The 13854-nt window shown below is 63.4% G+C and carries 14 protein-coding genes; 8 read left to right on the top strand and 6 right to left on the bottom strand.

What is annotated here, in order from left to right; all coding sequences use genetic code 11:
- Window positions 1-47: 47 nt before the first annotated feature.
- Complete coding sequence (locus ACFQJC_RS08420; RefSeq protein ID WP_390222877.1) at window positions 48-1364, bottom strand: glycerate kinase type-2 family protein; 1317 nt, start codon at window positions 1362-1364, stop codon at window positions 48-50.
- Between the two features lie 53 nt (window positions 1365-1417).
- Between ACFQJC_RS08420 and ACFQJC_RS08415 the strand changes: the two genes are divergently transcribed.
- From ACFQJC_RS08415 to ACFQJC_RS08405, 3 genes are all read left to right on the top strand, one after another.
- The gene (locus ACFQJC_RS08415) at window positions 1418-3088 is read left to right on the top strand and encodes a TraB/GumN family protein (protein WP_390222876.1); all 1671 of its coding nucleotides are present in this window, start codon (window positions 1418-1420) and stop codon (window positions 3086-3088) included.
- Window positions 3085-3708, top strand: coding sequence for a zinc metalloprotease (locus tag ACFQJC_RS08410; RefSeq protein ID WP_390222875.1), 624 nt, complete (start codon window positions 3085-3087; stop codon window positions 3706-3708). Before ACFQJC_RS08415 ends, ACFQJC_RS08410 begins: the two co-directional genes overlap by 4 nt.
- Before the next feature lie 82 nt (window positions 3709-3790).
- Window positions 3791-4420, top strand: coding sequence for a rhomboid family intramembrane serine protease (locus tag ACFQJC_RS08405; protein WP_390222874.1), 630 nt, complete (start codon window positions 3791-3793; stop codon window positions 4418-4420).
- Window positions 4421-4606: 186 nt separating this feature from the next.
- Here the strand turns inward: ACFQJC_RS08405 and ACFQJC_RS08400 are convergent, their stop codons facing one another.
- Complete coding sequence (locus ACFQJC_RS08400) at window positions 4607-4831, bottom strand: DUF8028 family protein (protein WP_390222873.1); 225 nt, start codon at window positions 4829-4831, stop codon at window positions 4607-4609.
- A 433-nt stretch (window positions 4832-5264) separates the two neighbouring features.
- Between ACFQJC_RS08400 and purM the strand changes: the two genes are divergently transcribed.
- A complete protein-coding gene (gene purM, locus ACFQJC_RS08395; protein ID WP_390222872.1) occupies window positions 5265-6251 on the top strand; it encodes a phosphoribosylformylglycinamidine cyclo-ligase in 987 nt (328 codons plus the stop codon).
- 42 nt (window positions 6252-6293) lie between these two features.
- A complete protein-coding gene (locus ACFQJC_RS08390) occupies window positions 6294-7616 on the top strand; it encodes a cytochrome P450 (protein WP_390222871.1) in 1323 nt (440 codons plus the stop codon).
- Here the strand turns inward: ACFQJC_RS08390 and ACFQJC_RS08385 are convergent, their stop codons facing one another.
- Both ACFQJC_RS08385 and ACFQJC_RS08380 read right to left on the bottom strand, forming a co-directional pair.
- Window positions 7617-8156 carry a CBS domain-containing protein gene (locus tag ACFQJC_RS08385; RefSeq protein ID WP_390222870.1) on the bottom strand — a complete coding sequence of 180 codons (540 nt, stop codon included), beginning with the start codon at window positions 8154-8156 and terminating at the stop codon, window positions 7617-7619.
- Between the two features lie 42 nt (window positions 8157-8198).
- A complete protein-coding gene (locus tag ACFQJC_RS08380) occupies window positions 8199-8558 on the bottom strand; it encodes a DUF555 domain-containing protein (RefSeq protein WP_390222869.1) in 360 nt (119 codons plus the stop codon).
- A 338-nt stretch (window positions 8559-8896) separates the two neighbouring features.
- On the opposite strand from ACFQJC_RS08380, the gene ACFQJC_RS08375 reads away from it, so the two are divergent.
- Both ACFQJC_RS08375 and psmB read left to right on the top strand, forming a co-directional pair.
- The gene (locus ACFQJC_RS08375) at window positions 8897-9070 is read left to right on the top strand and encodes a hypothetical protein (RefSeq protein ID WP_390222868.1); all 174 of its coding nucleotides are present in this window, start codon (window positions 8897-8899) and stop codon (window positions 9068-9070) included.
- Window positions 9071-9191: 121 nt separating this feature from the next.
- Window positions 9192-9923 (top strand): archaeal proteasome endopeptidase complex subunit beta, encoded by a 732-nt coding sequence (psmB, locus tag ACFQJC_RS08370; protein ID WP_390222867.1) that lies wholly within the window; start codon window positions 9192-9194, stop codon window positions 9921-9923.
- A gap of 57 nt (window positions 9924-9980) precedes the next feature.
- Here psmB and ACFQJC_RS08365 read toward each other — a convergent pair whose 3' ends face one another.
- A complete protein-coding gene (locus tag ACFQJC_RS08365) occupies window positions 9981-10361 on the bottom strand; it encodes a DUF8097 family protein (RefSeq protein WP_390222866.1) in 381 nt (126 codons plus the stop codon).
- Between the two features lie 64 nt (window positions 10362-10425).
- Window positions 10426-11958 carry a glutamate-cysteine ligase family protein gene (locus ACFQJC_RS08360; RefSeq protein ID WP_390222865.1) on the bottom strand — a complete coding sequence of 511 codons (1533 nt, stop codon included), beginning with the start codon at window positions 11956-11958 and terminating at the stop codon, window positions 10426-10428.
- A gap of 120 nt (window positions 11959-12078) precedes the next feature.
- On the opposite strand from ACFQJC_RS08360, the gene ligA reads away from it, so the two are divergent.
- Window positions 12079-13821: an ATP-dependent DNA ligase LigA gene (ligA, locus tag ACFQJC_RS08355; RefSeq protein ID WP_390222864.1), complete on the top strand. Its 1743-nt coding sequence runs from the start codon at window positions 12079-12081 to the stop codon at window positions 13819-13821.
- Window positions 13822-13854: the final 33 nt, after the last annotated feature.

Here is a 13854-nt window from a genome sequence, read left to right as displayed (position 1 = left end):
ACCTGATACTACACCTGCGGTTACAAACTTGTTGTCAGACGAGTCGATTAGTTGTCGAGAACCACGACGCGCAGGTCGTTGACGTTGGTTCCCGTCGGACCGGTGTCGATGAGCGCGCCCGCCTCGCGGAGAATCGGCAACGCGTCGTTCTCGGCGAGCGCCGCCTGTGCTGCGCGTCTCTCGACCGACGACGAATCGACGAGTGCGCCCGCGATATCGGTCCCGCCGTCCTTCCCGTCACTATCGATGCTGGCGACGACCGCACCGTCGGGGAGGTCCATCGCGGCCGACAGACAGAATTCGAGGTTCGGACCGCCCATTCCGTCCCTGCGAACGGTCACCGTACACTCGCCACCCGAGAGGACGACGGCAGGCGCTTCGAGCGGGTTCCCGGTCGCCAACACCTCGGCGGCGACCGCGACGTGGGTCTTCGAGGCTTCGCGCGCCTCGCCTTCGATGCGCGAGGAGAGAATCATCGGCGTGTAGCCGCGTTTACGTGCGACCTCTCGCGCCGCGTCGAGCGCGGTGAAGGTGTCGGCGAGCACGTGATTCGTCACGCGGTCGAACACCGACGAACCGGCGGTCGGCGTCTCCAGAATCTCGCCTGCCGCGCCCGATTCGAGGCGGTTTCGAACCGCGGACGGAACGTCGAGGTCGAACCTGTCGAGGACGTCGAGCGCGTCGTCGAACGTCGTCTCGTCCGGCGCGGTCGGTCCCGAGGCGATGACGTCGAGGTCGTTGCCGACCACGTCCGAGAGGACCAACCCGACGACCGTCGCCGGGGTTGCGAGCCGCGCGAGACCGCCGCCTTTGAGCGTCGAGAGGTGCTTTCGAACGGCATTCAAATCGTGAATGTCGGCTCCACTCTCTAACAACTCGGTCGTCGTCGCGCGCAGGTCTTCGAGCGAGATGTCGTCCGCCGGCGCGGGGAGAATCGCACTCGCGCCGCCCGTGACCGCGACGAGGACGAGGGTTCGCTCGTCGAGACCCGAGAGGCAGTCGATGAGTCGGGTCGTACTCTCGACGCCGCGCTCAGAGGGAACCGGATGGTCACCCGGCAGGCGGTCGATTTTCGACCCGTCGCCGGGATTCGGCGTGACGACGACACCGCCGTCGAGTCGGTCACCGAGAATCGATTCGAGCGCATCCGCGACGCCGTCGCCCGCTTTGCCGCCTCCGACGACGAGGATACGGTCGAAGTTCGAGAGGTCGTATTCCGAATCGGCGACGGTGAGCGTATCGCCCGCGAGCGAGACAGAGTCGTGGACGACGCGGTCGGGAAGGACGGCTTCGACGCCCGCGCGGAGGCACTCCAGTGCAGTCTCGTGCGCAGGTGTGGGTGTCCGTGCGTCGAATGTGTGCATAGTTCAGCCCCGATGCCGACACGGATAAAAACCGTGGGCAGGTATTCCCGGCGATGAACGATTCGTCGCCCGACGAGGGGCGCGTCCGAGTCGTCGGCACTGCCCACGTCTCACAGGACAGCGTCCGCGAGGTCGAAGCGACCATCCGCGAAGCGCAACCGGATATGGTCGCGGTCGAACTCGACGAGGGGCGCTTCCGACAGTTGAAGGGTGGGACACCCGACGATATCGAGGCGCGAGACCTCCTCCGTGGCAACACTGTCTTCCAGTTTATCGCCTACTGGATGCTCTCGTACGTCCAGTCGCGGATGGGAGACAAGTTCGATGTCCAACCCGGCGCGGACATGCTCGCCGCCGTCGAAACCGCCGAAGAAGAACAGATAGACGTCGCGCTCGTAGACCGCGACATTCAGACGACCATCCAGCGCTTCTGGCGTCGGATGGGGACGATGGAGAAACTCCGCATGGCCGGCGACCTCGCCTTCGGCGTGGCCGACGCGCGCGGCGTGGGAATCATCTTCGGCATCGTCGTCGGGGTGTTCCTCGGCCCGCTCGTCGGTCTCTACGGCGACGTGGTCGGCATCACCGACTTCGTACTGGCGCGCGCAGCGACCGGCGCACTACTCGGTGCCGTCTCCGCGTACTTCATCTACGCAGTCGCCGCGACGACGATGGATGGTGACGACGCACTGGTCGCCGGTGTCGGCGGCGGTGCGGCGGTCGGTCTCATCGGCGGCGTCGGACTCGGGCTTGGAAGTGGACTCGTCACGGGCGTTCTGGGCGGTCTCGGAACGGCCATCATCGGCAGTCTCGCTATCGGAGTGAGCGTCGGCATCGCCGCCGGTCTCGTCGTCGGGACGCTCTTGAACGTCTTCGGCCTGTTCCAAGCACCCGAAGAGATGGAGGAGTTCGACATGTCCGAACTCACCGACGGCGACGTGGTGAGCGCGATGATGGAAGAGTTCCGCCGGTTCAGCCCCGGCGGCGCGGAGGCGCTCATCGACGAGCGCGACGCCTACATCGCCCACCAACTCGTCGCACTCCGCGAGAGCGGCCGCGACGTGGTCGCAATCGTCGGCGCGGGTCACAAAGCCGGTATCGAGCGCTACCTCGCCAACCCCGAGACGCTCCCGCCGATGGAGTCTCTGGTCGGCGTCGCCGAAAAAGACGGCTTCCCGTGGGGGAAACTCGTCGGCTACGGCATCACGGTGGTCTTCGTCGCGTTCTTCGCCCTCTTGGCGATGGCCGGCGTCGGCAACGAACGCCTCTTGACCATCTTCGGCGCGTGGTTCCTCATCAACGGCGTCTTCACCTTCGGGATGGCCAAACTCGCCGGCGCGCGCTGGACCTCCGCGCTCGTCGGTGGGCTGGTCGCGTGGATGACCTCTATCAACCCGCTGCTCGCGCCCGGATGGTTCACCGGCTACGTCGAACTCCGTCACACGCCGGTCAACGTCGGCGACATCGGGACGCTCAACAAGATTCTCTCGGACGAGGAGACGCCCATCGTCGAGTTGGTCAAAGAGCTGTTCGACGTGCCGCTGTTCAAACTCATCATGGTCGTCGCCGCGGCCAACATCGGCAGCATGATTGCGAGTTTCCTCTTCGTGACCTACGTGTTGCCCGTCATCGCCGCCGACCTCGGCGGCGTCTCCGGCGTCACCTCGCTCATGCTCGACGGGGCGGCAAACAGCGCGGACCTCATCTGGAGCACCCTCACATGAACATCGAATTCTCATCACAGGAGCTTCGAGACCTCGGCATCGCGTGGATCGCACTCAGCGTCGCCTTCGCCATCTTCTTCGCCGGTGGCGGACAGCAGGCACTCTTCTTACTCGGCACCGGCCAGTTCGGACTGGCGCTCTTCGTCAGCCTCCTCACCGCCGGCGTGGCGTTCCTCCTCCACGAAGTGGCGCACAAAGTGGTCGCAATCAGATTCGGCCAAATCGCCGAGTTCCGGGCCGATTACGGTATGCTCGGTATCGCAATCATGAGCGCGCTCATCGGCTTCATCTTCGCCGCGCCGGGAGCGGTCTACCACCGCGGGATGCTCACCGAGCGCGAACACGGCCTGATTGCGCTCGCCGGGCCGGTGATGAACCTCGTGCTCGTGGTCGTCTTCGTGCCCATCTTCGTCGTCGGTCTCGTCCTCGGCTCGGGCATCGTCGAACTCATCGGCGCGCGTGGACTGGTCATCAACGCCTTCCTCGCCGCGTTCAACATGCTCCCGTTCGGGTCGCTCGACGGGCGAACCGTCAAGTCGTGGAGTACGCCTGTGTTCGTCGGCGTGTTCGTGCTGTCGGCCGCGCTGACGGTCCTGCTGGTGCTGTTCGTCGGCATCTAAGCCGACACCCCTCTGCTTCGCAACGGCTCTCGACACCGACTCCAGAGCTACACTTAATCGGGTGTAGCCGGAATATCGATAGATGTCAGCTGAGTGGGATTCGTTCGAAGAGTATCCGGGTGCCGACGAGACGCTCGGCGAGGCGATTCTCAGAAATCCCGTCGTACAGACGCTGGTCGTCATGCTCGTCGTCTCCACAGCGACGTGGATTACCGCGGTCGCTGGCTTGGCGCGTTTCCTGTTCGTCCTCTCCGCTCCGCTCGCGGCACGGCCGTGGACGCTCGTCACGAGCGTGTACGCCCACGCTGGACCGGGACACTTGCTCTCGAACGCTATCGGTCTCGTTCTCTTCGGTGGTCTCGTGGCGATGTCAACCACGAGACTTCGGTTCCACCTCTTCTTCGTCGTGAGCGGGATGCTCGCGGGGACGGTCCAGATTCTCGCCGCGAGCATGCACGGTCTCTCGGCAGGAGTCCTCGGCGCGAGCGGTGCGGTTTTCGCCCTCATCGGCTACGTACTCACGTCGAATCTCGTCTCGAAGTACGTCTTAGACCGCCTGAACATGCCGCTGTGGCTCGCCGTGTTCGTCACGCTGGCGGTCGCCGCGCTACTGACGTTCACGAATACGAATCCCGGTGTCGCGCTGATGGCACACTTCACCGGCGCAGTCGTCGGTCTCGTCGCTGGCCGATTCAGACTGTTACACACCTAACTGGCGACGCCTCTGCTGACTGACGATGAGTCGAAGCGAGGGAGAGGTTCCGAGCCGAGAGCGGAGTGTCGAGCGAGGGCTGGAGTGTTGAGCGAGGGGTGAGGAGGAGTGTGGGCAGCGGGGGAGTGGAGTGCGGTTCTGTGTGGGAGTTGCAGTCGTGGGAACCGGACGACGTCGGAGGGTAGCTTACTCTTGTGCGTGGTCGCGGCCGATGACGAGTGCAGCGGCGTGGACGGCGAGCAGACCGACGAACAGGGACAGTTCGCCAGTCTCCAGACCACCGGCGAGAAGGGGCAGGTACGCGAGTGGCAGGGCAATCGCCGACCAGAAGGCAACGACCTGTACTGGGGCAAGCGCAGTTCGACTAAGCGCCGATGCGAGTGAGTCGGTAGTGGAGGGAACTCCGGACATCGTCAACTTCTCATACAACAGGATGTCACATATAACGGACAGAGCGTTGCGATGATTTCGCTCGTTTTTCGCACCATTCAGACCCCGAATAAACGCTTCAGAACGGCCGTTTCTGGTTTCAGGACGTTTTACAAACCTCCAAGAGACGCTTAGAAAGTTTATCGGCTGTTCTGAGACGTTTTTCGATAATCAAGGAAAACCGGCCGATTTGGAGGGTCCTGAGCCACTCGTTCGACGCCGAGTAGGCGGCAAATACTGCCACTCAGTGGTGTAGTAGACCCCGTGTAACGAGCAAGCGAGAGACGGTTGGTGGTGTCTACTAAATAGTCCGACCGCCGAGAAGCAGGAAACCGATACACTGCGGGGACACACACATGTTCTTGTATATTTTATACCCTGTAGTTTTATAGTGCGGCCAATCTCGTACACGAACATGACGAATGACGGCTCCGAGGACGGTTCCGAGGGGATGACCTACGCGGACGCGGGTGTCGATATCGAGGCGAGCGAGGCCGCAACCGCCGCGCTCGTCGCACAGATCGGTGGTGGGTCGGGCGACTACGCCGGACTCCTCGACATCGGCGACCGCTATCTCGGACTCGCAACCGACGGCGTCGGGACGAAACTCCTCGTCGCCGAGGCGCTGGAAGACTACTCCACGGTCGGTATCGACTGCATCGCAATGAACGCCAACGACCTCGTCGCCGCGGGCGTGCGTCCCGTCGCGTTCGTTGACTACCTCGCGGTGGACGAACCCGACGAACGCTTCGCCGAGCAGGTCGGGCAGGGTCTCAACGCCGGTGCCGACGAGGCCGATATCGAACTCGTCGGCGGCGAGACCGCCGTCATGCCCGAGGTCATCAACGGTCTCGACCTCGCTGGCACGTGCGCGGGACTGGCCGACAAAGACGCACTCTTCCCCGGAGAGGCAGAACCGGGAGACGCACTCGTGGGCTTCGAGTCCTCGGGTATCCACTCGAACGGCCTGACGCTCGCCCGCAAAACCGCGACCAGCGACGGCGAGTACACCGACGAGTGGGACGGCGACGAGTACGACACCGTCGGCGAGGCGCTGCTCGAACCGACTCGACTCTACACGTATCTGTTGGACGACCTGCGCGCGGCCGAAACGAACGCCGCCGCCCACGTCACCGGCGGCGGGTGGACGAACCTCGAACGCATGGGCGACTACCACTACGTCGTCGAAGACGCGTTCGACCCCCAGCCAATCTTCGAGTTCATCCAATCAATGGGCGGCGTCTCCGACGAAGAGATGCACAAGACGTTCAACATGGGCACTGGATTCGTGGCCGCAGTCCCTGAGCAGAACGCCGACGCGCTCGTCGAATCGACCGACGGAAAAATCATCGGCTACGTCGAGAACGGCGAGGGTGTCTCTATCCGCGGTCTCGAACTGTAACGAAGCGAACCATTCTTCCTTCTGCTCTGCGGTTCACAGGACGTGACGCGACCACCACCGACGCCGGCGGGGGTGCCCCTCGTTGGCAACACGTTCGGCTTCGCCGCCGACCCGTTCGGATTCGTCGATAGTTTACTCGACTCCCACGGCATCGACGACGTGGTGGGACTCAACGTGTTGGGGATGGACGAGTTGTACGTCCTCGCACACCCCGATTACTTCGAACAGGCGTTCGTCACCGAACCTGATTCAGTCGTCAAGGGCGACGAGTTCGGGGCGGCGTTCGGTGACGCGGTGCTCTCGGTCGAAGGAGCGGAGTGGCGACGCCAACGTGCCGAACTCGACCCCTTCTTCCGATGGGACCGGGTGACCGAGTACGCTCCCGTGATGCGGCGGCAGGTCGAACGTCGCATCGAGACGTGGGGTGAGCAGTCCTCGTTCTCGCTCGAAGCCGAGATGAAGCACATCACGCTCGATATCATCTTCGCCACGATTCTCGGCCGCGAACTCGAACTCGACGGCGACGAACGGGTTCGGAACGCCGCCGCCGGGTTGAACGGTCGCTTCGCACCTTCGTCGTGGGCGCTCCCGCGGTGGATTCCCACGCCGAGTCGCCGACGATTCGACAAAGCAGAGCGAGTGCTCCGCGAAGAGGTACGAGAATTAGTCGAAACAGCGAACACCGAGAGTCTCGCCGCGCGACTCGCCGACGCACTGGGGAGCGAGTATCCGGAGACGGTCGAGTCGATGGAGAACCAACTCGTCGGGATGATTTTCGCGGGCCACGAGACGACTGCGCTCGCGCTCACGTTCACCTTCTACTCGTTGGCGACGAATCCAGAGGTCTACGAAGAAGCCGTCGAGGAAGTCGAGCGCGTCGTCGGCGACGGTCCGGTGACGAACGATGAATTGGACCAGTTGTCGGTCCTCGAACGCGTGTTGAAAGAGGCACTGCGGCTGTATCCGCCGGTTCACACCATTCCCCGAGAGACGGCGAAACCGTTCCCCGTCGGCGAGTGCGAGATTCCCGCTGGCACCGACATTCACCTCTCTATCATTCAGGTGCATCGAGACGGACGGTGGTACGACCAGCCCCTCGAATTCGACCCAGACCGCTGGCGTGAGACAGAGACAAGAACTGGAACAGAGACCGACCGGCCACGGTACGCCTACATCCCGTTCGGCGCTGGGCCACGAAGCTGTCTCGGCCGCGCGTTCGCGCTTACCGAAGCGAAGATAGTGCTCGCAACGGTACTCCGAGACTACGATATCGACTGGGCCGGCGACGCCGAACTCTCGATTACGCCCGAGATGACGACGCAACCCGTCGGCGAGACGCCCGTCGTCGCTCGTCGGCGAGACTAATCAGATGTGGGCGGCGATGTCGGCTTCCGTGATGATACCGACGGTCGAACCGCTCTCGACGACGAGGATGGCCGAGTTGTGGTCGAGGTAGACGCCGATTTCGTCCAGCGTCGTCTCGGGTTCGACGGTGGTCACGCTCTCGGACATGACCTCGTTGACCGGTCGCTCGGCGACGTTGTCCTCTTGGACGTGCCGGATGTCAGCGTTCGAGATGATGCCGAGCGGCCGGCCGTCCTGAATGACGGGCAGTTGGGAGAATCCGGCTTCGAGCATCATGTCGCGTGCGTTGAGCACCGAATCGTCGGGCTGGACGCTGACGACCTTGGTGTGCATGATATCCGCGGCACGGACGATGCGACCCTCCGCTTCGTCTAACGCCTCGACGATGCGCCGAAGCGTCGAAAGCCGCGGGTCCACGTCGCCGCCCTCGATGCGAGCGATAAGCGGCTGCGAGACGCCCGCCATGTCGGCGAGCGCACTCTGCGTTAGCTCGAGTGATTTGCGGCGTTCCCGCAAATCCTGTGGCGTCGGGAGTTCCATACCGTGGAATAACCCACGGTTATGAAAAAGGTTACTCCTCGATTACTCGTCGTCTTCGGACTCGAATTCGAGCACGTCGATGACGTCGAGCGGCACGTCGCGGAGTGCGCCGCCGACTTCGCTCTTTGCGATGCGAGAGGCGTGTTTCTCTCCATCCGCGTTGAACACCTTGATTTCGAGGAGGAGTCCGACGAGCGCCGTGTTCGCCGCGATGAACGCGGAGTCGAACGGTTCGCCGCAGGCCGGACACGGCGTCGAACCGATTTCGACTTCGACGTACTCCTTGTTCTTCTGGTTGAGACGCTTTCCGGCCTCGCTGACCGCGACACCGATCGCGTCGTCGATGCCATCGACATCTCGGACGAGCCAAGCCGCTTCCATAGCGACGAGATAATTCGACATACACACTCTACGCACCCGCGGGGTTTCGTGTCTTGTGGTTCGGACGGCCGGGTGTTAGACAGTTGCAGACACGTTTCGTGGGGTGTGAAACTCGGCCCACTCGGACCGTCCGGGCGCGCGAACAGGTACGCGCACGCCTTCGACAGGCCATCTCGATAATCGCCATAAGTTATGCCAATGAACGTGGCTTGTGATAGGAATTCAGATGCTCGAACCCCGACGAGACCAGTTGCAGACACGAATTCGATAATCGACAGACAGCGACGACTTCCAAATTTGCACGAGGGCATAAAGTTTATACCTCCCCCCAACTGGAGGCACAACCGAGGACATCGGTAATGAAACACCGCCTAACCCGCCCCGTCCTGTTCGCCGCGTACCAACTCTCGGTCGCCGCCGGCATCGCCCTACTCCCTATCGCCCTCGCGGCCCGTCGCATGGGCGTTACCCTCCCGGTACGTCGCCTCGTCGAGGTGACTGGAGACGCCTACGAGCGCGCATCTGCGCAGTAACCGCCAGCGAGCGTTTTTATTCGGATATCGAACCCGCAGAGAGCCACATCGGCCGACGCAACCCCCGGCAATGGCGAGGTGAAGGGTTGCATTTATCAGCGCCGAAGTGCAATCCCTGATAATGCGTACCCCGACTCACGACGAGTTCTCTGGCCGTCTCGACTCGCTGAACGGCGACCACTCGAATGTGTTCGGCCCGGAACTCGGCGAGTTCCCACACGCCGAGCGCCGTGCCGAGAACCTCGGTGACAAAGAAACGAAGACCGGAACGACCACCGTCGGCATCAAGACCGAAGGCGGCGTCGTTCTGGCGACCGACATGCGCGCGAGCATGGGCTACATGGTCTCCTCGAAGGACGTCCAGAAGGTCGAAGAGATTCACCCGACGGCCGCGCTGACCATCGCTGGTTCGGTCTCGGCCGCCCAGTCGCTCATCAGTTCGCTCCGCGCGGAAGTCCGCCTCTACGAGGCTCGACGCGGCGAGAACATGAGCATGACCGCGCTCTCGACGCTCGTCGGAAACTTCCTCCGCTCGGGTGGCTTCTACGTCGTCCAGCCCATCCTCGGCGGCGTGGACGAAGACGGCGCTCACATCTACTCCATCGACCCCGCCGGGTCCATCCTCGAAGAGGAGTACACGGTCACTGGCTCCGGGAGCCAGTACGCCCTCGGTGTGCTCGAACAGGAGTACAGCGACGACCTGAGCATCGACGAAGCGAAGCAGGTTGCGACCAACGCCATCCGCTCGGCGGTCGAGCGTGACCTCGCCTCCGGTAACGGCATCAACATCGCAGTCGTCACCGAAGACGGCGTGGACATCGCGCGCCACCAGAACTTCGAAGGTCTCGAATAAGGCCCCTCTCCTCTCCGTTTTCGCCGATTCGAGAGCGACAGCGCTCGGCTCTTCTGTTCAGTCTTCAGTCCCCGGCAGCGGGCGCATCACTCCGTACCAGAAGCGGTAGCCAATCGTTCCGACGACGCGGCCGAATCCAAAACTGGACCGAAAGGATTCAGACCGGGAGAACAACGCGCGACGAGCGCCGAAGATGAAGAGAGCGAAGAGGAAACGGCGAGAGCGACTCGTTCGGAAACCCCAGATGTCGCGGTCGTACGACCACAGACGAACACCCTGCCAGACAGCACCGAGCGCAACCGAACCGTTCGAAAGTGGTGGGAGCGGGCCTCGCCCGCCTTCGTGGTCACGAAGTTTCCGCCTCGAATAGCGAATCACGACTGCAGAAAAGAGCGCGACAGCGAACTCCGCGCGTGCTCGCGTCCGTCGAGAAATCATACCCGACGTACGCGCTCCGGGCGCAAAGATATTACTTAGAAGACAATAACCGAGAGTGACGACCTCAGAACCAGTCCGAGAAGCTCCCTTCGAGCAGAGTCTCGGACTGCTGTTCGACGTACTCGCGCTGCATCGCGTGGAGTGCGTCTTCGAACTCGGCACCGTCGTCCAGATGCTCACGAACTCGCGCGCGCTTCCACGCCGCGGGCGTGACGCCGGTTTCGACGCGCTTGCGCAGCGGTTCGAGGTAGTAGTTCGCCTCCTCTTCGGAACAGCCGGCGAGCCGAAGGCCGTCGCGGGCGTGGACGAGCAGGTCTTGGTACATATCCACGCCGCCGACTTCGTCGCCGTCCTCGTCGATCCACGAGAGGTCGGCGTCGAGTCCGTCGCGCATGGCCGCGTAGAAGTTCTCCTCGGCGTCTTCCCACGGGAGGTCGATGACCGGGTGGTCCTGTCGCGGCAGGCGTTCCATCAGGCCCGCGAAGGCGGCCTGGAAGGCCACCGAGTCGCGGACGGTCGGCTGGCCCGCGATGGGGCGGAACTCGATACGGGCGTTCGCCGACGAGCGCGACCCGCCGTCGAAGACCGGGCGAACCCACCGCCAGTAGGTGCCGTGTTTACGCCGGAGGGTGGCGAACTCGTCGTCGAAGCGGTCACCGCGTTCGACCGACATGGGGACGAGCGTCGAATCGACCGCGACCCGTTCGACGGCGTCTTCGATGGTGTCGAGGTCCTCGGGGAAGGTCACCTTCTCGTGGCCGCCGGAGTTGAGGACGGTTTCGAACACCGCGATACGGTGTTCCTCCCAGCCGTCTTCGAGGATGTCCTCGGTGCTCGCGTCGTCGTCGTAGAGGTCCGCCGGGAAGAACGGCGAGTTGACGCCGAGTGCGAGCAGTGGGCCTGCGGCCCGCAGTGCGTAGTTGAAAAAGAACGGCAAATCGACCGCGTGAGAGACCTGGTAGTGCGGCTGAATCGAGGTGATGAGCGCCTCGGGCATCACGGTGTCCGCATCGAGCGAGACGTGCGGGGCCTCCAGCGTGAACGACTCGGGAGCCGACTCGCTGTTGGCCATCGCGTGATACCGCATCGAGTCGGACATGTTGGTGGCGAGGCGAACGCCGTCGTCCGAGACGGAACTCGTGAGGTACTCTTCGGCCGTCTCGCCGGTGGGGGGAATCGTCCACATGCCGTCGGAGACGAGGCGCATTCCCTCCGCGGAGGCGCAGTCGAGGGCGGCCTGTAACCGAGCGCGAACCTCGGCTTCCTGCGCCCGAAGGCCGTGGGCGCTCAGGGGTTGGGGACTCGTCGTCATCTCGGCGTTGTGGAGACCGAGTTCTTTCTCGAACCCCATGAGTTCGAGCATACGGCGTGGTACTCGCGTGAGTGCGTACGTCGGCTCGTCGCCGTTCGCGTACCGCTGCGCGTTCGAGACCGCGTAAAACTCGTACTCCAGCCCGATTATCGACTGGTGGTTGTCGAAGGTGCCGTCACCCAGTTCGCGCTTGATTACTTCAGCGTCCGCCGCTGCCTGTGCTTCGAACTGACCCGCATCGACCGCGAGCACGCTCTCGACGCGCTCGGCGAGGTCGTCGGTCATACTCGGGGGTGAGACGGCAAGGCCCTTCAATTTCCCGGCAGAAGAACCCCGTGGCAGTGAATTTCACACTCGGAGACGGTGTCGAGGGGCTTTTGCTCCGGGGGGCGATACTGTCGGTCGATGGAGTTCGCCGAGTTCGCCGACCGCGTGGCCGAAATCGAAGCCGAGAGCGCAGACCTCGGCACGGTGACGCTACTCGCTTCCCTCTTCGCAGACGCCGGAACCGACCTCGAAACCGTCGTTCGTTTCGTGCAGGGACGAGTGTTCCCGGCGTGGGACTCGACGACGCTCGATATCGGCCCGCGCCTCTGCCACGAGGCTATCGCTCGCGCCGCCGGCCCAAACGTCTCCGCCGACGACGTAGAGGACAAACTGGCCGAACTCGGTGAAATCGGTGCCGTCGCCGCCAGTTACGACTTCGGCGGCCAGCGCGGACTCGCCGCCTTCGGTTCGGGGGGCCAAGACGGGTTGACCGTCGCCGAACTCGATTCCAAACTCAGAGACCTCGCGGCCGTCTCGGGGTCCGGCAGCGAAGACACGAAGCTCAAAATCCTCTACGGTCTCTTCAACCGAACCGACCCCGACGAAGCGCGCTACCTCGCTCGTCTCGTCCTCTCGGAGATGCGCATCGGCGTCGGCGAAGGGAGCGTCCGCGACGCGATTGCAGAAGCGTTCCTCGTCGAACCCGAAGACGCCGCCGCCATCCGCGACGACGACGCGGACGACGAGACGGTCGATGACGCCCGCGAACGACGCGACCGACACATCGAAACCGTCGCTCGCGCGCTTCAGGTCTCGAACGACTACGGCATGGTCGCCGCGCTCGCCCGCGACGAGGGCGAAGACGGTCTCGATTCGGTCCACCTCGAAGTCGGCAGACCGATTCAGGCGATGCTCGCACAGGCGGGGACCGCCGCGGACGCCCTCGAATCGTGGGAGACGGTCGGCGTCGAGACCAAGTTCGACGGCGCTCGCGTGCAGGTCCACCGCGACGAGTCGAACAGCGTCTCGCTCTTCTCGCGCAACATGGAGGACGTGACCGGTGCGCTTCCCGAAATCGTCGAGTACGTCGAATCGGCGGTCGGTTCGCCCGCGATTCTCGACGGCGAAGTCGTCGCGCTGGACGACGACGGCGAACCACTGCCGTTCCAGGAGATTCTCAAACGCTTCCGACGCAAGCACGACGTGGCCAAGATGCGCGACGAGATTCGCGTCGAACTCCGGGCGTTCGACTGTCTGCACGCAAAGGGCGAGGACCTGTTAGACGAGCCACTCTCCGTCCGCCACGAGTACTTGAGTGAGGTGCTCGGCGAGGATTCGGACGCCGTCTCCGACCTCCTGCTCTCCGACGACGCCGAGGAAATCGCGGCCTACGAGGCCGACGCACTCGAAGCCGGCCACGAGGGAATCATGCTCAAGAACCCCGAGGCGGCCTACTCGCCGGGTGACCGCGGGAAGAACTGGCTGAAGCGCAAACCCGACGTGGAGACGCTGGACCTCGTGGTCACCGGTGCCGAGTGGGGCGAAGGCCGCCGCGCGAAGTTCCTCGGGACGTTCCTGCTCTCGGCGCGCACCGACGACGACTACGAGACTATCGGGAAGGTCGCCACCGGCATCACCGACGAGGAAATCGCCGACCTCACCGAACTACTGGAACCCGAAATCGAGCGCGAATCCGGGCAAGAAGTCGATATTCGCCCCTCCGTCGTCTTCGAAGTGGGCTACGAGGAGATTCAGGAGTCGCCGACGTACTCCTCGGGGTACGCACTTCGATTCCCGCGATTCATCTCGGTTCGTGAGGATAAGACCTCCGAGACGGCCGATTCACTGGAGCGCGTCGAGCGACTGGCAGAGTCGCAGTAATCAGTTATTTTTTTGAGTTTCGCTCCCTCGTTC

The sequence above is a fragment of the Haloferax namakaokahaiae genome, assembly GCF_042663225.1.
GTDB lineage: Archaea > Halobacteriota > Halobacteria > Halobacteriales > Haloferacaceae > Haloferax > Haloferax namakaokahaiae.
Note: the sequence above shows the minus strand (reverse complement) of the source record. Positions and strands in the feature narration are given on the sequence as shown.

Excerpts from the sequence above, each read along its gene's own strand:
- ligA (WP_390222864.1), top strand. The coding sequence starts at position 12,079 with ATGGAGTTCGCCGAGTTCGCCGACCGCGTGGCCGAAATCGAAGCCGAG.
- ACFQJC_RS08365 (WP_390222866.1), bottom strand. The coding sequence starts at position 10,361 with ATGATTTCTCGACGGACGCGAGCACGCGCGGAGTTCGCTGTCGCGCTC.
- ACFQJC_RS08360 (WP_390222865.1), bottom strand. The coding sequence starts at position 11,958 with ATGACCGACGACCTCGCCGAGCGCGTCGAGAGCGTGCTCGCGGTCGAT.
- ACFQJC_RS08400 (WP_390222873.1), bottom strand. The coding sequence starts at position 4,831 with ATGTCCGGAGTTCCCTCCACTACCGACTCACTCGCATCGGCGCTTAGT.
- ACFQJC_RS08410 (WP_390222875.1), top strand. The coding sequence starts at position 3,085 with ATGAACATCGAATTCTCATCACAGGAGCTTCGAGACCTCGGCATCGCG.
- ACFQJC_RS08380 (WP_390222869.1), bottom strand. The coding sequence starts at position 8,558 with ATGTCGAATTATCTCGTCGCTATGGAAGCGGCTTGGCTCGTCCGAGAT.
- ACFQJC_RS08405 (WP_390222874.1), top strand. The coding sequence starts at position 3,791 with ATGTCAGCTGAGTGGGATTCGTTCGAAGAGTATCCGGGTGCCGACGAG.
- purM (WP_390222872.1), top strand. The coding sequence starts at position 5,265 with ATGACGAATGACGGCTCCGAGGACGGTTCCGAGGGGATGACCTACGCG.
- ACFQJC_RS08415 (WP_390222876.1), top strand. The coding sequence starts at position 1,418 with ATGAACGATTCGTCGCCCGACGAGGGGCGCGTCCGAGTCGTCGGCACT.
- psmB (WP_390222867.1), top strand. The coding sequence starts at position 9,192 with ATGCGTACCCCGACTCACGACGAGTTCTCTGGCCGTCTCGACTCGCTG.
- ACFQJC_RS08385 (WP_390222870.1), bottom strand. The coding sequence starts at position 8,156 with ATGGAACTCCCGACGCCACAGGATTTGCGGGAACGCCGCAAATCACTC.
- ACFQJC_RS08420 (WP_390222877.1), bottom strand. The coding sequence starts at position 1,364 with ATGCACACATTCGACGCACGGACACCCACACCTGCGCACGAGACTGCA.
- ACFQJC_RS08375 (WP_390222868.1), top strand. The coding sequence starts at position 8,897 with ATGAAACACCGCCTAACCCGCCCCGTCCTGTTCGCCGCGTACCAACTC.